Origin of the sequence: Actinoplanes sp. NPDC026619 (assembly GCF_040638295.1) — a bacterium.
In the GTDB taxonomy this organism is placed as follows: Bacteria; Actinomycetota; Actinomycetes; order Mycobacteriales; family Micromonosporaceae; genus Actinoplanes.
On the sequence record NZ_JBEZYA010000039.1, the window covers coordinates 1 to 17,041 of the forward strand.

16 protein-coding genes are annotated in these 17,041 nt (G+C 70.1%); 13 read left to right on the forward strand and 3 right to left on the reverse strand.

All coding sequences use genetic code 11. The features are described 5' to 3' along the window. A partial coding sequence (locus AB0E90_RS46180) for a pectinesterase family protein (protein WP_360419093.1) occupies positions 1 to 369 on the forward strand: 369 nt, incomplete at its 5' end. A gap of 47 nt (positions 370 to 416) precedes the next feature. On the opposite strand, the gene AB0E90_RS46185 is transcribed toward AB0E90_RS46180, so the two are convergent. Together AB0E90_RS46185 and AB0E90_RS46190 are read right to left on the reverse strand one after the other, a co-directional pair. Next, complete coding sequence (locus tag AB0E90_RS46185; protein WP_360419095.1) at positions 417 to 1,601, reverse strand: M20/M25/M40 family metallo-hydrolase; 1,185 nt, start codon at positions 1,599 to 1,601, stop codon at positions 417 to 419. A 42-nt stretch (positions 1,602 to 1,643) separates the two neighbouring features. Then, positions 1,644 to 2,396: a hypothetical protein gene (locus tag AB0E90_RS46190; RefSeq protein WP_360419097.1), complete on the reverse strand. Its 753-nt coding sequence runs from the start codon at positions 2,394 to 2,396 to the stop codon at positions 1,644 to 1,646. Positions 2,397 to 2,544: 148 nt separating this feature from the next. Between AB0E90_RS46190 and AB0E90_RS46195 the strand changes: the two genes are divergently transcribed. From AB0E90_RS46195 to AB0E90_RS46250, 12 genes are all read left to right on the forward strand, one after another. Next, positions 2,545 to 3,795 (forward strand): YcaO-like family protein, encoded by a 1,251-nt coding sequence (locus tag AB0E90_RS46195; RefSeq protein WP_360419099.1) that lies wholly within the window; start codon positions 2,545 to 2,547, stop codon positions 3,793 to 3,795. Further along, positions 3,761 to 4,090 carry a hypothetical protein gene (locus AB0E90_RS46200; protein WP_360419101.1) on the forward strand — a complete coding sequence of 110 codons (330 nt, stop codon included), beginning with the start codon at positions 3,761 to 3,763 and terminating at the stop codon, positions 4,088 to 4,090. Before AB0E90_RS46195 ends, AB0E90_RS46200 begins: the two co-directional genes overlap by 35 nt. Next, complete coding sequence (locus AB0E90_RS46205; RefSeq protein ID WP_360419103.1) at positions 4,087 to 5,313, forward strand: MFS transporter; 1,227 nt, start codon at positions 4,087 to 4,089, stop codon at positions 5,311 to 5,313. Before AB0E90_RS46200 ends, AB0E90_RS46205 begins: the two co-directional genes overlap by 4 nt. A 193-nt stretch (positions 5,314 to 5,506) precedes the next feature. Beyond that, positions 5,507 to 6,481: an ABC transporter permease subunit gene (locus tag AB0E90_RS46210; protein ID WP_360419105.1), complete on the forward strand. Its 975-nt coding sequence runs from the start codon at positions 5,507 to 5,509 to the stop codon at positions 6,479 to 6,481. A gap of 10 nt (positions 6,482 to 6,491) precedes the next feature. Beyond that, positions 6,492 to 7,376 carry a carbohydrate ABC transporter permease gene (locus AB0E90_RS46215; RefSeq protein ID WP_360419107.1) on the forward strand — a complete coding sequence of 295 codons (885 nt, stop codon included), beginning with the start codon at positions 6,492 to 6,494 and terminating at the stop codon, positions 7,374 to 7,376. Between the two features lie 10 nt (positions 7,377 to 7,386). After that, positions 7,387 to 8,943, forward strand: a complete 1,557-nt coding sequence (locus AB0E90_RS46220) for a DUF3502 domain-containing protein (protein WP_360419109.1) — start codon at positions 7,387 to 7,389, stop codon at positions 8,941 to 8,943. Then, positions 8,940 to 9,590 carry a DUF624 domain-containing protein gene (locus tag AB0E90_RS46225; protein WP_360419112.1) on the forward strand — a complete coding sequence of 217 codons (651 nt, stop codon included), beginning with the start codon at positions 8,940 to 8,942 and terminating at the stop codon, positions 9,588 to 9,590. Before AB0E90_RS46220 ends, AB0E90_RS46225 begins: the two co-directional genes overlap by 4 nt. A 25-nt stretch (positions 9,591 to 9,615) precedes the next feature. Next, complete coding sequence (locus tag AB0E90_RS46230; RefSeq protein ID WP_360419114.1) at positions 9,616 to 11,934, forward strand: glycoside hydrolase family 2 TIM barrel-domain containing protein; 2,319 nt, start codon at positions 9,616 to 9,618, stop codon at positions 11,932 to 11,934. A gap of 2 nt (positions 11,935 to 11,936) precedes the next feature. Then, a complete protein-coding gene (locus AB0E90_RS46235) occupies positions 11,937 to 13,319 on the forward strand; it encodes a ricin-type beta-trefoil lectin domain protein (RefSeq protein WP_360419116.1) in 1,383 nt (460 codons plus the stop codon). Positions 13,320 to 13,330: 11 nt separating this feature from the next. Continuing rightward, positions 13,331 to 14,575: an ROK family transcriptional regulator gene (locus tag AB0E90_RS46240; protein ID WP_360419118.1), complete on the forward strand. Its 1,245-nt coding sequence runs from the start codon at positions 13,331 to 13,333 to the stop codon at positions 14,573 to 14,575. Beyond that, positions 14,572 to 14,955, forward strand: coding sequence for a hypothetical protein (locus AB0E90_RS46245; protein WP_360419120.1), 384 nt, complete (start codon positions 14,572 to 14,574; stop codon positions 14,953 to 14,955). The genes AB0E90_RS46240 and AB0E90_RS46245 overlap by 4 nt, the downstream gene beginning before the upstream one ends. Next, positions 14,952 to 16,562 carry a trehalase family glycosidase gene (locus AB0E90_RS46250; RefSeq protein ID WP_360419122.1) on the forward strand — a complete coding sequence of 537 codons (1,611 nt, stop codon included), beginning with the start codon at positions 14,952 to 14,954 and terminating at the stop codon, positions 16,560 to 16,562. The genes AB0E90_RS46245 and AB0E90_RS46250 overlap by 4 nt, the downstream gene beginning before the upstream one ends. Here AB0E90_RS46250 and AB0E90_RS46255 read toward each other — a convergent pair. Continuing rightward, a complete protein-coding gene (locus tag AB0E90_RS46255; RefSeq protein WP_360419124.1) occupies positions 16,542 to 16,925 on the reverse strand; it encodes a hypothetical protein in 384 nt (127 codons plus the stop codon). The genes AB0E90_RS46250 and AB0E90_RS46255 overlap by 21 nt on opposite strands. Positions 16,926 to 17,041: the final 116 nt, after the last annotated feature.

Genomic DNA, 17,041 nt, shown 5'->3' on the forward strand with positions numbered 1-17,041 from the left:
GAGAAGCGCTCCACCGGCGGCCCACTGACCGCAGCCCGGACACCGTCGGGCAACACCTACGGCTTCCTGATCTACAAGTCCACGATCACCGGCGCCACCAACAACACCACCCAACTCGGCCGCCCGTGGGGCCCGACCGCGCAGGTGCTGTTCCGCGAGTCGTCACTCAGCGCCACCATCGCGACCGCACAGCCGTGGATCGACATGTCCGGCAACGTTTGGCAGAACGCCCGCTTCTTCGAATACAAGAACACCGGCTCGGGCGCGACCACCAACAGCAACCGGCCGCAGATGTCGGACTCGACCGCGGCCAACTACACCCCGCAGAAGTACCTGGCCGGGTCCGACGGCTGGAACCCGATCGGCTGACGAAGCGAGGCCCCGCTCACCGTTGCGGCGGGCGGGGCTTCCGACTCTCAGATCTTCGCCAGCCGGTCGGTCAGCAGGCCGGCCATCGCGCGCACGCCGACGCCGATCGCCCGCTCGTCGGCGGCGAAGTCGGGGGCGTGCGGCGCGCCGTTCATTCCCGCCTCGGTGTCCGCGACGCCGAGGTAGAACTGCGCGCCCGGCGCCTCCTCGAGGAACAGGGCAAAATCCTCGCAGTTGTACGGCCAGGAGGCGCGGCCCCAGACGACGGAATCCGTGCCCAGCGCCGCACTCAGGTACCGGCCGGCCACCGTGCTGAGCTCGGCCGAGTTCACCAACGCGGGGAACGGATCGCCGGGGAACTCGACGTGTCCGCCGGCGGCCGCCGCCAGTGCCTCGACCCGCGCGCGCAGCTCCGGAAACCGTTCCTGCGGCCAGACCCGCAGCAGCACCCCGGCGACGAGTTGCCCGTCGGGCGTCCGCTCGGTCCACTGGGAGAGGCACACCGATTCCTGGATCGACGCGGCGACCTCGGGCTCCAGCAACGCGCGGAAACGCGCGTGGTACTCGGCGATGCTCCGCGGGTACTCGACGGTGCCGAGCCGCGCCACCTCGGCCGCGACGGCGGCGGCTGCGGCGTCGTCGCCGCCCGGCAGCACTATCCGGGCATAGTCGATCCCGGGCAGGCCGTATCCCGGCGACACCCCGATGGTGCCGATCGGGTACGGGCTGCAGTGCAGTGCGTAGAACTCCCGCGGCGCGAGCCTCTGCACCAGGCCGGTCTCGAGCATCGCGCGCGCACCGCGCAGGGGCTCCTCGGCCGGCTGGAAGACGAACACCAGCCGGCCGCGTACCGGATCGGAGCCCTGGGCCAGGGCCCGGGCGACACCGACGCCGATCGCGGTGTGCAGGTCGTGCCCGCACAGGTGCGCGACACCGGGGACACGCGAGGCGAAGCCCTCGTCGAAAAGATCGCCCGACGGCCGGAAAGGCAGGGCATTCGTTCGCGTGTCGACGGCGTCCATGTCGGCCCGGTACGCCACCGTCGGGCCGTCCGCGGAGCCGTCGAGCACCGCCAGCACTCCGTGCCCGCCGACGCCGGTCGTCACCTCGAGCCCGGCCGCACGCAGTTGCTCCGCGACCAGCCCGGCCGTCTCCCGCTCCTCGCCGGCGAGCTCGGGGCGGCGGTGGATCTCCCGGCGGAGCTCGATGAGCTCGTCGTCCTGTGACGTCACCTGGCAAAGGTGGCGAAGCGGCCGCCGGTACGCAACCGGTTATCAGCCGGGCAGGCGGATGCCGATGCCGTAGACGGCCGGGGCGGCGACGCACACGAACGCCAGGAGCGCGGAGGCCAGGACGCTGAGGGTCGCCGCCTGGCGGGCGGCGGGGTCCCGCAATGTTCCCGCGGCGAGAATCCCGGCGGCCCACGGCAGCGACCACCACAGTGCGAACTGGCCGGCGGCGGTGGCACTCGTGTAGTTCCAGTGGGCGCACAGCAGAGCCGGCACGACCACCGCGACCGCCGCGCCGGCGATGACGCCGCCGACGATCTGAGTCGTCCGTGGTCGCTGCCCGCCACGGCCGGTGCGGTACAGCAACGCGCTCGCCACGACCGCGGCGGCCGCCACCACGCCCATGGCCACCGCCACCACCGACCCGCCGGCCGCGCGACCGAGGCTCGCCCCGTCCGCCCCGGCAAAGTTCCACCAGTCCCGATGGGCGACCACGGCGATGCCGCCGACCTGCAGCGCGGCGAGCGCGGCCACCACGGCCGAGACGCGCGCCGCCGCCGCGCGCGAGGCGGCGACCACCCCGGCCAGAGCGACCGTCGCGATCAACACCGGCAACATCGACGGGTACGGCGTCAGCTCAGCGGGCCCGTCGTGGCGAGCGGGGTAGTCGCTCCAGCTCGCCGGCGCGGCAAGAAGGGCAGCCATCGTGCCGGCCAGCGCCGCGAGCGCCCACCCCCACCATCGATTCGTCGATACCGGCAGCGCGGCGGGGCGCGAAATTCCGAAGCGAAGATCCACGAGGAGGTCAACGAACCGACCGCCAGGCTGGATGTGCTGCCGTGGACGCGCCTTTGGACATAGCGCTCGATCGCCGCACCGGCATTGACTCCGGTGGAGGGCACTGCGACAGTTCGGCTCGCTGACGTCCCCAACGGGGGGAGGGACGATGCCATTTCGATCCATGCTGCCGTGCCGCGCCGTCGAAACCGCAAAGGCCGAGGTCAACCGCCTGGGACTAACCGCTGCGGAGCGTACGGCCGGGCCGAGTCACGCGCCGGTCGCCCAGGTCACGCTCACCCGCGACGGCGTGCCGGTCGCCGACGGCTGGGGCAAGGGCGCGGGCGATCAGGGCGTGGCCAGCGCCTGGTTCGAGGCGCTCGAGCGCTACCTCATGTCCGCGGCCGAGAACCGGCGCTGGGAGCCGGCCGGCCCGGTGCTGATGAGCGCGCGCGAGGTGGCGTCCCAGCCGGCGCTCGGCGGTGACCTGGTGGTGCAACGCTGGGCGCTCGAGTTCCCGTCGGCGGTGGCGGCCTGCGCCACGTACGACGGCCCGGTCTTCTATCCGGCGTTCCTCACCGACCCCCGCTATTTCAGGTGGCCGGTGACCGGCGACGACGTGCGGCCCTACCGCGGCCTGCTGCGCTATTCGTCGAGCCTGGGCACGGCGGCCGGCCGCACGGTGGCCGAGGCGGCCTATCACGGGCTCTGCGAGCTGATCGAGCACGACGGCTTCAGCCACGCGCTGCTGCGCTGGTACGTGGCCGGCGACCCGGCGGCCGACGAGGTGCCGGCGACGGCGCTGCCCGACCGGCAGGCCCTGCGCTATGCGGCGGCCGAGCGGGCCACCCGCGCCACGGTGCACCTGCTGGACGTGACCACCGACCTCGGCGTGCCGGCGTACGTGGCGATCAGCCGCGGCCCGCGAAGCACCCTGATCGGCGCCGGCGCCTCGGTCTGGGCGAGCGACGCCGCCGAGCGCGCGCTCGACGAGCTGATCCAGTCGTGCGGGCAGCCGGCCGCCCGCGAGGAGGCGGCCGCGGCGAAGCTGGCAGCGTGGCCGGCGCTGCAACGATGCGTCCGGCTGCCGCTCGCGGAGTTGCGGATGCGCCCGGTGCCGCTGCGGCCCGACGCCGGCGACGACTCCGCCGAGGGCGGGCTGGCGACGGCGGAACGCGCGCTCGGCGCCCGGGGGCTCGCCCACCACACCGCGGACATCGCGCCGGCCGGCTCGCTCATCGCGGTGACCACCACCGTCGCTCCCGGTCTGGAGCGCTTCAGCCTGGTGCGGCACGGCGACCCGGTCCTGCCGACCGGCCGCGGCTGGCACCGGTGGCCGTCGCCCACCACGGCGGCGGCACCTTCCTTCCGACGAGAGGAACGACATGCCACATTCCGCGACCGACGCCCCACGGCTTGACCATGCGGGCGTCTGCTTCCACCCTGACGATGACCGGCGCGACCACTCGGGCGTCTGCTTCCATCCCGATGACGACCGGCGCGGCAACGGCGGCCGCTGCCATCACGCCGCCGACACCCCCACCACGACGAGCTGCTTCCGGCCCGCCGACGACGAGCCGGTCGCGATCGGGGCCGGCCGGCCGGTGAACTCCTGCCATCACCCGAGTGAGCCCGGCGATCTCGCGGCCGATCTGCACCGCACGCTGACCGATTTCGAGCAGGAGCACCTGGCCGCGCTGTCGAGCCGGTCGTGACCGCGGTCGGCGTCGAGCGGCGGCGGCTGTTCGACGCCGACTTCACGCGGTGGTACGCCTCCCGCTCGATCGGGGTGGCCGGCACCGCGGCCAGCGCCGTGGCCCTGCCGCTGCTGGTCTACCGCACCAGCGCCTCGCCCGCGCTGACCGCCGCCGTGGTCGGCCTCGAGGCACTGCCCTATCTGCTGTTCGGCCTGTTCGCGGGCGCCGCGGCCGACCGCTTCGACCGCCGGCGGATGATGGTCGCGGCCGATATCGCGTGCGCGCTGATGCTGGCCACCGTGCCGATCGCCGACCTGGCCGGCGCGTTGAGCCCGTGGCACGTGCTGGCGGTGGCGTTCGGGGTCGGCTGCGGGTTCTGCTGGTTCGACGCCGCGGCCTGGGGCGCGTTCTTCCGCATCGTCGGCAAGTCGCGGGTGGCCCGGGCCAACAGCGTCGTCTGGTCGACCGAGATCATCATCGAGATCGCCGCACCGGCCGGCGCCGGCCTGCTCTCCGCGCTCGCCGGCCCGTCGGCAGTTCTCGCCGCGGACGCCGTCACCTACCTGATCTCGGCCGCGCTCCTCACCGGTCTGCGGACCGACCTCAACATGGCCGCCGCCGGCCGCCCGATGTGGTCGGAGATCGGTGAGGGCCTGCGCTACGTCTGGGCCACGCCGGTCATCCGCACCCTGACGATCGCCGGTTTCGGCCTCAACATGGCGGTCGGCGGGATACTCGGGCTGCTGGTCGTGCACGCCGACCAGGTGCTCGGGATCGACCCGTCGGACAAGCGAATCGGCTTGCTGTACGCGGCGGGCGCGCTCGGCTCGCTCATCGCCGCTCTGGCCCTGCCCCGGGCCGGCCGGGTCGCCGGGCAGGGCACGGTCTCGATCGCCGGCTTCGCGATCTTCGTGCTCGCGGCAGGCGGCCTGGCCGCGACCGGCACGTTCGGAGTGGCACTGGTGGCCTGGGCGGTGTGGTCGGTGGCCCGGCTCGGCGTGAACGCGAACGGCATCGTCGTGCGCCAGTTGCTCACCCCGGACGAGCTGCAGGGCCGGGTCAACACCACCGGCCGGATGGTCTCGTGGGGTGGCACGCCGTTCGGCGCGCTGCTCGGCGGCCTGGCCGCCGACGCGTACGGCGTCCGCACCGCCTATCTGCTGCTGGCCGTGCCGGCCGCGATCGGTCTGGCGCTCGTGGTGGCCTCCCCCGTGCGCGGCCTGCGCCTGCCGGCCGACTGAGCACGGCCGCGATGATCGACGAGCGGTAATACGCTACGACCTCTTCTTGACCTTGTGAATAGCGTTTCCGGAAGCCGCCAAGACTTCCTAAGACCCCTTGACGAAGGGGTAGGCGAACCATACTCTGTGCGGAATTTACCTCGCGTTAACAATCGCGAAGGTCTATGAAACACGCCGCAGAAGGGTGGCTGCCTTGGCGATACAACTGGACGCAAGGCGGGCGCGCCCGGCCGAAAAACACCCGGCCGCCAACCGGCGGTCGGTGTTCCGGCGGATCGGGCACAGCCGGACGTTGATCATCATGTGCCTGCCGGCGATCCTGTTCTTCCTGGTGTTCGCCTATGCACCACTGCCGGGCTCGTGGATCGCGTTCACCAACTTCAACTACCACGACGGTATTTTCGGCAGTCCGTTCGTCGGGCTGCGGAACTTCGAGTTCCTGGCGAAGTCGGGGCAGCTCTGGAAGCTGACCCGCAACACGCTGCTCTACAACGCGGCCTTCATCGTGCTGGGCAACATCGTCCAGATCGCGGTGGCCGTCATGCTCAACGAGATCCGCTCGAAGTACTTCAAGAAGGTCAGCCAGGCGCTGATGTTCCTGCCGTACTTCATCTCCGTGGTGCTGGTCGGCGTCATCGCGTTCAACCTGCTGAACTACGACACCGGGGCGATCAACGCGCTGATCGAGCGGACCGGCGGCGACCCGATCAAGATCTACTCACAGGCCGGGTTGTGGCCGTTCATCATCATCCTGTTCCACCTGTGGCAGAGCACCGGCTACGGCTCGATCGTCTATTTCGCCGCCATCCTGAGCATCGACAGCACCCTGTTCGAGGCGGCCGCGATCGACGGGGCCTCGGCCTGGCAGCGGACCCGTTACGTCATCCTGCCGAGCCTCAAGCCCACCTTCATCATCCTGCTGCTGTTCTCGCTCGGCGGGATCATGCGAGGCAACTTCGGGCTGTTCTGGAACCTGGTCGGGAACAACGCCACGCTCTACAACACCACCGACATCATCGAGACCTCGGTCTATCGAATGATCATCAGTCAGAACAACTTCACGACGTCGACGGCGGTGGGGCTCTACCAGTCCCTGTTCGGCTTCGCCCTGGTCATGCTGTGCAACTGGCTCGTTCGAAGGGTGAACGAGGACTATGCGCTTTTCTAAAAACGCGGCGATGAAGGAAGAGGCCGGCGATCTCGCACTGCGCGGCGTCTCCTATCTCGTGGTCACCGTCTTCACGATCTTCTGCCTGCTGCCCTTCGTGTTGATCGTGTCGGCCTCCTTCTCCGAGGAATCGCAGATCATGGAGCACGGCTTCGGCCTGCTCCCGCGCGGTTTCTCGCTGACCGCCTACGAATTCATCTTCAAGTCGCCGCGGCAGCTCATCGGCTCCTACGTCGTCACCATCACGATGACGGTGTTCGGGACCGCGATCGGCCTGCTCATCATCGCGATGACCGGCTACGCGTTGCAGCGCAAGGACTTCCCGCTCCGCAACGGCATCTCCTTCTTCATCTACTTCACCACGCTGTTCTCGGCCGGTCTGGCCCCCACCTATCTGTGGGTCGCTCGCGAACTCGGGCTGCGCGGCAATTACCTCGCGGTGTTCCTGCAACTGCTCATGACGCCGTGGCTGATCATCCTGATGAAGAACTTCGTCCGGTCGGTGCCGAACGAGATCACCGAGTCGGGAAAGGTGGACGGCGCCGGGGATTTCCGGATCTTCCTGCGGCTCGTGCTCCCGATGATGAAACCGGCGCTCGCCACCACCGGGCTGTTCCTGGCGCTCGGCTACTGGAACGAGTGGTATCTGTCCTCGCTCTATCTGGGCAGCACCGTCGAGTTCAAACCGCTCCAGTACTACCTCTACAACGTCATCAACACGGCGAACGCGCTGAAGAGCTCGATGGCCGGCAACAACGTCACGGTCACCCAGCTCCCCACCAACACGCTGAAAATGGCCAGCGCCGTGGTCGCGACCGGCCCGATCGTCCTGCTCTACCCGTTCGTCCAGCGCTATTTCGTCAGCGGCATCACGGTTGGCGCGGTCAAAGGTTAAGGAGAGCCCGATGAATAGAAAGATGGTCAGGATAGGGGCGGCGTTCGCCGCATTCACCCTGAGCCTGGGCGGTGCGGCGGCCTGTTCCGATTCGGAGGACTCGGGCAAGCCCACCAAGATCAGCATGATGGTGCTCGGCGACAAGCCCAGCAACGGCCGGCTCGAGGCGATGCTCAAGATGCTCAACCCGCGCCTCACCGAGCAGGCCAACGCCACGCTCGAACTGCATTACATCGAGTGGGCCGACTGGCAGACGCAGTACAACGTCGCGCTGCTGTCCGGCGACACCAGCATGGACCTCATCACGACCGCCACCGACTGGCTGTTCGCCTGGGAGAACGCCCAGAAGGGTGCGTTCCTGCCGCTCTCCGACGACATGCTGAAGAAGGAAGCCCCGAAGACCTGGGCGCAGGTCGATGCGAAGGGCGACTGGGACCTCACCAAGCTGGACGACGGGCAGATCTACTTCATCCCCGAGGACAACTACACCCAGTGGACGAACCACGGTTTCTTCTACCGGGGCGACTGGGCGAAGGCGTCCGGGATCCCGGACGGGACCATCACCAAGTTCGAGCAGTTCACGCAGTACTTCCAGTGGATCAAGAAGAACAAGCCCAAGACCTACCCGTGGGACGTCGCGAAGCAGAACGAGGGCGCCCTCACCGGCTACCTGCAGGGGCACACCGACTGGGTCACCCTGCAGGAGGTCTCGACCAGCAGCTACTACCCGTTCCAGATCGACAATTCCGGCGCCACCCCGAAGGTCACCTCCTGGTACTACAGCAGCGACCAACTGCTGGCCGCGGCCACCGAGGCGAAGCAGTGGAACGACATGGGCGTCTGGCGTGAGGACGCGCTGAACTACGACGGCAACACCCGCGAGGAGATGTACGCGGGTCTGTCCGGCACCGAGCAGCACCACACCCAGACGTTCGTGACGCAGGTCGTCGACAACATGACGAAGAAGCAGCCCGGCTCCGACCCGAAGATGTTCTATTGGGGCCAGGAGAACGGCAACGTCTACCGCGACATCAAGACGCACGGCGCGATGGCGGTCTCGGCGAACTCGAAACACGCGGAAAAAGCACTCCAGGTGTACGACCTGATCCGCAACGACAAGACCGATTACGGCCTGCTGAACTTCGGTATCGAGGGCACCGACTACGTGCTGACCGCGGACGGCAAGCTCGACCACCCGAAGGGCTGGGACATCTCCAAGGACGCCCTCGACTCCAACTTCTGGGGCGGCCGGATGGACGAGTTCGAGCCGACCAAGGTGACCGACGCGCCGAACAAGGCCGACATCTACAAGGGCCTCGATGCGGCCGCGAAGGTCTATCCCTTCTCGACGCTGCGGGTGAAGAAGGACCAGATCGACCCGACCCTCACGGCCATCGGCGGGGTCTTCTCCGAATACATCCCGCAGCTTCAGTACGGCAAGGTCAAGGACCCGGCCGCCACCATCGCCGAGATGCGCAAGAAGCTCAAAGACGCCGGCTTCGAGGACGCTCAGAAGTCCATTCAGGCCGACGTCGACGAGTGGAGCAAGACCCACCAGGCCAAATGATGTTCGCTCTCGATTCCCCGCTCGTCCGCTTCCTCAACCGGTTCGCCGATCTGATGATCCTGAACCTGTTGTTCATCGTCACCTCGCTGCCGCTCGTCACGCTCGGCGCCGCACTCACGGCGCTGAGCGGGACGGCGATGCGGGTCGCCCGCGGCGAGAGCGAATCGGTGACCGGCGACTACCTCCGCGCCCTGCGCCGCGACCTGCGGCCGGGCACGCTCCTCGGGCTGGTGGTCGCCGGGCTCGGCCTGGTCCTCGCCGCTTGGTGGGTGGTCATCGGCGGCCTCGCCGTTCCAGGCCTGGTCCAGTTTCTCCTGTACGCCGTTTGCGGCCTGCTCGCCTTCCGCCTGACCGTCGTCGTCCTCTGGGCGTTCCCCTACCTCGCCACCTTCGACGACGGCCTGCGCACCGTGCTCCGCAACGCGCGGCTGATGTCGGTGCGGCACGCGTTCGCGTCGCTGGCGCTGCTGATGGTGATCGGCCTGCCGATCATCGTCACGGTCTTCTACCCGAAGGTCGTCGTGTTCGGGCTGCTCTGGTTCCTCTTCGGCTTCGCCGGCGTCGCCTACCTGGCCGGGATCGTGCTGACCGGCGTCTTCGCCACCTACGCGCCCAAGCTAGCCCTGGCCGGCGAAAAACTGTCCTGACCTCTCGACCGAAGGTTTCCTGCCTGTGCGCACCTCCCCCATTCGCCGGTGGAAGTTCCTGCTGGCCGACGAGCCCGAAGCCTGGGCAAAAGGTTTTGACGACGAAACATGGCGCACCGTCGTCGTGCCGCACGACTGGAGCGTCGAGCACGCCTTCGACCCGTCCTGTTCGAGCGGCACCGGCTACCTCCCCGGCGGTGTGGGCTGGTACCGCGGCCACGTCTCGCTCGCGGCCCTCGGCATCACCCCCGGGCAGCGGCTCCGGCTGGTCTTCCACGGCGTTTACCAGAACGCCGACGTCTGGGTGAACGGCTACCACCTCGGCTCGCGGCCCTCCGGCTGGGCACGCTTCTCGTTCGACCTCACCGAGATCCTCGGCTACGCGCCGGGCGACGACCTCGTGATCGCGGTCCGGGTCGACCGGACGGAGGTGTCCGACTCGCGCTGGTACAACGGCTCCGGCCTCACCCGGCCGGTGGATCTCGAGGTCAGCGAGGCGGTGCACCTGGCAGAGCACGGCACCACCATAGAGACGATCAACACCGATGCTGGTGTACGCGTACGGCAGACCGTGGTCAACGACGGCGACCAGGACACGACCATCACGATCGACCACGAGCTGCGTTCGCTGACCACGGATGCGGTCCACCGGTTCTCGGCCGAGGTGCGGGTGCCGGCCGGGGCGTCCCGCGAGGTCGAGACGGTCGAACGCGTTGCCGAGCCGGAACTCTGGTCGGCCGACCACCCGCACCTCTACCGGCTGACCACCACGCTCGGGCCGGGCGGAGACGCGTACGAGCTGGTCGTCGGTTTGCGGGTCGTTCGTTTCGACGCCGATCACGGCTTCTTCGTCAACGACGAGCCGCAGACGCTGAAGGGCGTGTGCCTGCACGAGGACGCCGGTGTGCTCGGCACCGCCGTGCCCGCGGCCGTCTGGGCCCGGCGCCTGCTCGCCCTGAAGGCGATGGGCGCCAACGCCGTCCGGATGGCCCACAACCCGCACTCCCCCGAGCTCTACACGCTCTGCGATGTCCTCGGCTTCTACGTGATCGACGAGGCGTTCGACGAGTGGGAGAACCCGAAGAACAAGTGGTGGCAGGGGCACAACGTCTACCCGCCCCGGCACCAGGGACCGGCGGCGAGCTTCCCGGCCTGGCACGCCGCCGACCTCACCGCGATGATCGAGGCGCACCGGCACCACCCGTCGGTCGTCGCGTGGAGCATCGGCAACGAGGTCGACTACCCCAACGACCCCTACGCGAGCCCGCTGTTCGCCGAGATGACCGGCAACAACGACGCGTCCAAGCCGGCCGCCGAGCGGGCCTACGACCCGAACCGGCCCGACATGCGCCGGCTGACGACGATCGCGACCCGCCTGATCGGCCTGGTGCGGGCCGCGGATCCGACCCGGCCGGTCACGCTCGCCGCCGCGTTCCCCGAGCTGTCGAGCCGGACCGGGCTCCTCGATGGCCTCGACCTGACCGGTTACAACTACAAGGAGCACCTATACGAGGCCGACCACGCCCGCTTCCCGGACCAGCCGCTCGTCGGTTCCGAGAACGGGCACTCCTACGAGGCGTGGCGGCACGTCGCCGACAAGGAATACGTCGCCGGCCAGTTCCTGTGGACCGGGATCGACTACCTCGGCGAGGCGCGCGGCTGGCCCGTGCACGGCTCCCCGGCCGGCCTGCTCACCACCGCCGGCTTCGAAAAACCCGCCTACCACCTGCGCCGATCATGGTGGTCCGGCACGCCGATGGTGTACGTCGTGACGCGCTCGCACCCCGGCCGGCCGCTCGCCCGGACCTGGGATCACGAACCGGGCCAGGACGTCGAGGTGATCTGCTTCGCCAACACCGACGAGCTGGAACTGACCTGCGGTGCTGAGAAGATCCCGCTGACCTTCGACGACACCGCCGGGTGGTGGCGCGCGGTCGTGCCGTACCGGCCCGCGCCGTTGACCGTCGTGGGGCGTACACCTGATGTCTCCGTATTTGATTCTCTTGGATCTCGCGGCAAAGCCGCCTCCATCGACGCCCAGGTGTGGAACCTCCCGGCCGGGGTCGCCGCGACCGGCGACGTGATCCAGGTCGAGGTCACTCTGCGCGACGAGGACGGGAACCTCGCCGCCGACGACCGGGTCGTCTCCGCCGAGGTGTCCGGCGGCGACCTGCTCGGCCTGGACAACGGTGACCTGGGCGATCCGACGCCCTACCCGCAGCCGTCGCGGTGCACCCACGACGGCCGGCTGATCGTCTACGTGCGCGGCGGCCCATCGACGGTCGTGACGCTGCGTGCACCGGGCGTCGCCGACGTCCGACTCGACCAATCCGATCGGAGATGATCATGCGTTCTCTCGTCCGCGCGGTGGCGCTCGGTGCGCTCGCCTCCCTGATGCTGGCCGGCACGGCCCAGGCGACCCTCCCGCCACCGATGCCCGTGGGGACCAGCGATTTCCGTGGCGTCAACTGGGCCGATCCCCGCGACAACTACGCGAGCGACGCGGTGGTGCCGAGCGGCCTGTCCACCGCCGACGACTACCGCACCGTCCACCGCATCGCCACCCGCATGGTCGGCGACTTCCGTAGGAACCTCGGCGCCAACACGCTGCGCCTGCCGATCAACCCGGCCAGCGTGGGCACCGCCTGGTGGCGCTCCTACCGGGCGGCCATCGACGCCGCCACCGCGGCCGGCGACAAGGTCATCCTCAGCTACTGGGAGGCCGACACCAGCAAGGACGGGCTGATCGACGATGTCGCCGCCTGGAACCGGATGTGGGACACGGTGGTCCGGGAGTACGGCCGTAACCCGCGGGTCTACTTCGAGGCGATGAACGAGCCGCACGGCTACACCCTCGAGGCGTGGGTGTCGGTCAACAACGGCTTCATCGCCCGGCACCGGTCGGTCCCCCGCGGCCGCATCGTGGTCAGCGGCACCGGCTACAACGACAACGTGACCGGCGTCGGCGCGGCGCCGGCCCTCCGCGGCACCCTGCTCTCCCTGCACTTCTACGGCTTCTGGGCGAGCGACACCGAGAAGTCGGCCTGGCTGGCCAACCTGGCGCCGCGGATCGGCTCGTATGGAAGTCGCACCATCATCGACGAAGCGGGCGCGCCGATGACGATCGGTTTGAACTACGGCGCCCACGACGGCAACACTTCGACGGCGTACTTCGCCGCGCTCACCGAGACGGCACGCGCCCAGCACATGGGCATCGTCTACTGGCCCGGCCTGCGCTTCGGCGACTCGTACTCGATCACCTCGGTCGGCGCCGACGGCCATCTGGTGAACAACAGCGAATCCGGCGTCGCCCAGCTGCGCTGGGGCTGGGGGTTCGGCACCACCGAGCCGGCCAACGACGACCCGGCCGCACCCCCGGGCGAGCCACTGGTCAATGTGGCGTCGGGCCGCTGCCTGGACGTGCCCGGCTTCAGCACCACCGACGGCACCGGCCTCGACCTGTGGGACTGCAACGGCGGCGGCAACCAGTCCTTCAACTGGGAGACGGGTGGGGCGGTGACCGTCTACGGCAGCAAATGCCTGACCGCCGGCGACCGGGTGACGATCGGCGCCTGCACCGGCGCCGCCGACCAGCAGTGGACGCTCACCGCGGAGCAGACCGTCACCAACGCGGCGCGATGCCTGGACGCTCCGGACGGCGGCTCCGTCGTGGTCGCCCCCTGCTCCGGCGCGGCCACGCAGACCTGGGCCCGCGGTCACACTCTTTAGGATCAGGGATCATGAAACGCACCTCTCGCGACATCCGGGTCGCCAACCGTTTCGAGGTGCTCCGGCGCATCCTCGCCGACGGCCCGGTGTCGCGGCAGGCGGTGGCCGCCGACACCGGCCTGAGCCTCGCCACCGTGTCCAACCTCGTCGGCGAGCTGCTCCAGGCCGGCCTGCTCGAGGAGGTCGGCTTCCAGGACTCCGGCGGTGGGCGGCCGCGCGCCCTGGTCGCCGTGCACCGGACCGGGGGCTTGCTGGCCGGCGTCGACGTCGCCGAGACGTACGTGCACGTCGAGCTCTTCGACACCGGCCTGCAGGTGCTGGCCAGCGTGGAGGAGCCGCTGGACCCGCGGCAGGAGAGCAGCCCGGCGCAGGTCGTCGCGCACGTCGTGTCCAGTCTGCGGTCGGTGACCGCCCAGGCCGAGGTCGGCCTCGACCAGCTCCTGGGGGTCGGGGTCAGCGTTCCCGGCCAGGTCGACCGCGACGGCGGCGTGTCGATCTTCGCCCCCAACTGGGACTGGCACGACGTCCCGTTGCGCGACCAGCTGACGGCGGAGCTGAACGTGCCGCTCTACCTGGACAACCCGCTGCGCGCCGGGGTGCTGGCCGAGCTCTGGTTCGGCGCCGGCCGCGGCCACGACGACGTGGCCGTGCTCACCCTGGGCACCGGCGTCGGCGCGGGCCTGGCCTTCCACGGGCAACTCCACCGGGGCGCCACCAACAGCGCCGGCGAGTGGGGGCACACCAACCTCGTCATGGACGGGCGTCAGTGCCGCTGCGGCAGCCGGGGCTGCGTGGAGGCGTACATCGGGGCGCCCGGCATCATGGCGCAGCTGCGGGAGATCGCGCCGGACAGCCCGTTGCTGCACCCCGACGATCAGACCGCGACCATCGACGCCCTGGCCGACGGCTACCGCGCCGGCGATCCGGTGGCCGCGGCGGTGGTGGACGAGACCGCCCGGTACCTGGCGGTCGCCATCGCCGATCTGATCAACATCGTGAACCCCGAGGTCGTCGTGCTCTCCAGCTGGGTGGCGGCCAAGCTCGGCGAGCCGTTGCTGGCCCGGGCGCGGGCCCTGCTGGGCCGGCATGCCCTGAGCCGGCCGCTGACCCACACCGAGATCACCCTGTGCCGGATCAACGGCAACCCGGTCAGCCTCGGCGCGGCCACGTTCGCGCTGGAAGGCCACCTCGCGGCGATCGGCGGCGTCTCCCCCGCGCTGGGCGCCTCGGTCCCCGCCTCGCCGCCCCGGCGATGAGGACGCTCTCCTTCCCGGCCGGTCCGGTCTTCCTGCTGGACGCGGACGACGGTGGCCGGCACGTGCTTCCCGCCGATGGCGCCGCCGGACTGACCGGACGGGACCGCTGCTGGGTGCTGCCGGCGGCGCCGGACTCGGCCGACCCCGCCTGGATGATCACCGCCGGCGGCGCGATCGCGGTCCGCTTTTCCGGCGGCGCCTGCCAGGTCATCGTGGACGACCCGGACGCCACCGTCACCCGGCATCGCGCCCGGCCGAACGAGTTCGTCCTGCGCAACCTGGCGTCCACCGCGCGCACATTCCGGCTCGACCTCGGCGCCGCGCCGCAGGTGGTCCGGGTCGCCGCCGGCGGACAGATCACCGTGGAGCTGATTCCGTGATCGATCTGGCCGGCACCCCCTTCTCCCGGCGCGGCTCCTATTACGCGGTGTCGGCGCTCCCGGACGGCGTCTACCTGCGAACCGTCCGCGGCGACGCCCGGAATCGGGAGCTGCTGCACCTCGGCGACGCCGCCGCCGACGTGCGCCCGGGCCGGCTCACGCTGACCAACGGCGCCGAGCTGGTCCTCGCCGGCAGCGGGCGCGCCCTGATCCGTACCCCAGCCGGCCCGCTGACCCTCGGCATTCAGGTCCGCGACCAGTACGACGTGGTCGTCGAGGAGAGCCCGAGAGCGTGGCGGTTCGTCGACGCCGGCGCCAACCGCAACTACCGGATCCGGGTCGTCCACGGCGCCGCCCGGCTCGACGCGACCTGGGACGGCGAGCGCACCACCCGCGCCCGGCTGCTGGTCACCGGGCCGGCGACGCTGGTCGTCGACGAGTACGGCAGCGCCGCCCCGGCCGGCCCGGTGGAGGAGTTCGACGCCGTGGCAGCGGACGCCGACGACGACTTCACGGCCTGGCTGGAGAGGCACGGCGGTTCCCATCGGCTCGCGGCCTTCGTCACCTGGGCGGCGATGGTGCCGGCCGGCGGGATGCTGCGCCGCGAGTCGATGCTGATGTCGAAGAACCGGATGACCAACATCTGGAGCTGGGACCACTGCTTCAACGCGATGGCCCTCTGGCGCGACCCGTCCGCCGCCGCCGACCAGATCCGCACCGTGTTCGACCACCAGGACGAGCACGGTTGCCTGCCCGACTACATCAACGACGCCGGGGTGGAACGCAACTTCGTGAAGCCGCCCGTGCACGGCTGGGCCATCGCGTGGCTGATGGACCGGGGCGGCCTGCCCGGCGACGCGATCGCCGCCCTGTACGAGCCGCTCGGCCGGTGGACCGACTGGTGGTTCGAGCACCGGGTGTACGGCGGCGACGGGATCCCCTCGTACAACCACGGCAACGACTCCGGGTGGGACAACGCCACCGTGTTCGCCGCCGGGATGCCGGTGCAGAGCCCCGACCTGCTCGCCTTCCTGACCCTGCAGATGGCCGCCCTCGCCCGCATCGCCGACCACCTCGGCCGGCCGGACGACGCCCGGCGCTGGTCGGACCGGGCCGCGGCGACCCGGCGCACGATGTCGGACCGGTTCTGGGCCGGCGGCCGCTTCGTCGCCCGGCACACCGTCTCGCAGCGGGTCATCGAGTCGGACAGTCTGCTCACCCTGATGCCGCTGGTGCTCGGCGACCTGCTGCCGCAAGAACAATTCGACGCCACCGTGCGTCGGCTGCTCGACGGCGGTTACCTGACCGACCACGGGCCGGCGACCGAACCCCCGCACAGCCCCGCCTACGAACCCGACGGCTACTGGCGCGGGCCGATCTGGGCCCCCACCACCCTGCTGCTGGTCGACGGTCTGCGCCGCGGCGGCCGCCCCGACCTGGCCGACGACATCACCCGCCGCTTCCTGGCCACCTGCGCCGCCGCCGGCATGGCCGAGAACTTCGACGCCCGCACCGGCGCCGGCCTGCGCGACCCGAGCATGACCTGGACGGCCTCGGTGTTCCTGCTGCTCGCCACCGGAGCCGGGTCACCGCCCGCGCAGCAATGATCGTCCGACCAGGATCATCATCACGGCGGTGTGCAGCATCAGCGGCGACCACGCCGCCAGCAGGCCCGCGGGAATGAACGACGCGCCGGCGGCCAGGGCCGTCGCCGCGCCGGCGAACTGGCCGATCGCGGCGGCCCGGCGGATCGGGCCGGTCAGTTCCCGCCATTCGACGATGCCGCCGAGGACGACGGCTGTCACGGCGATCCCGGCGAGGATCTGGGTCACCGGGGTGCCGAGCGACGGGCTGTCCCCCCGATGTGTGTAGATGACGATGACGACCAGCAGCTCAGCGAGCGAGATAACCGACCAGAGCAGCGGATTGGTCAGTTTGCTGCTCTTGGCCTCGGTCGACGAGGCGACCACGCATTCACCTCCATGAGATCTTTCGAGGTGATCGTTGCAAGCGGGCGCCGGAGGTGACAATCGGGCGGCGCTAGGAGGTTCCTGGCCTCTCCATGACAGCCGCCTGCTAATTGCCT

What these genes read in the sequence shown, in the direction of transcription:
- AB0E90_RS46240 (WP_360419118.1), top strand. Translation starts at nt 13,331, where the DNA reads ATGAAACGCACCTCTCGCGACATCCGGGTCGCCAACCGTTTCGAGGTG.
- AB0E90_RS46235 (WP_360419116.1), top strand. Translation starts at nt 11,937, where the DNA reads ATGCGTTCTCTCGTCCGCGCGGTGGCGCTCGGTGCGCTCGCCTCCCTG.
- AB0E90_RS46225 (WP_360419112.1), top strand. Translation starts at nt 8,940, where the DNA reads ATGATGTTCGCTCTCGATTCCCCGCTCGTCCGCTTCCTCAACCGGTTC.
- AB0E90_RS46215 (WP_360419107.1), top strand. Translation starts at nt 6,492, where the DNA reads ATGAAGGAAGAGGCCGGCGATCTCGCACTGCGCGGCGTCTCCTATCTC.
- AB0E90_RS46200 (WP_360419101.1), top strand. Translation starts at nt 3,761, where the DNA reads ATGCCACATTCCGCGACCGACGCCCCACGGCTTGACCATGCGGGCGTC.
- AB0E90_RS46220 (WP_360419109.1), top strand. Translation starts at nt 7,387, where the DNA reads ATGAATAGAAAGATGGTCAGGATAGGGGCGGCGTTCGCCGCATTCACC.
- AB0E90_RS46195 (WP_360419099.1), top strand. Translation starts at nt 2,545, where the DNA reads ATGCCATTTCGATCCATGCTGCCGTGCCGCGCCGTCGAAACCGCAAAG.
- AB0E90_RS46245 (WP_360419120.1), top strand. Translation starts at nt 14,572, where the DNA reads ATGAGGACGCTCTCCTTCCCGGCCGGTCCGGTCTTCCTGCTGGACGCG.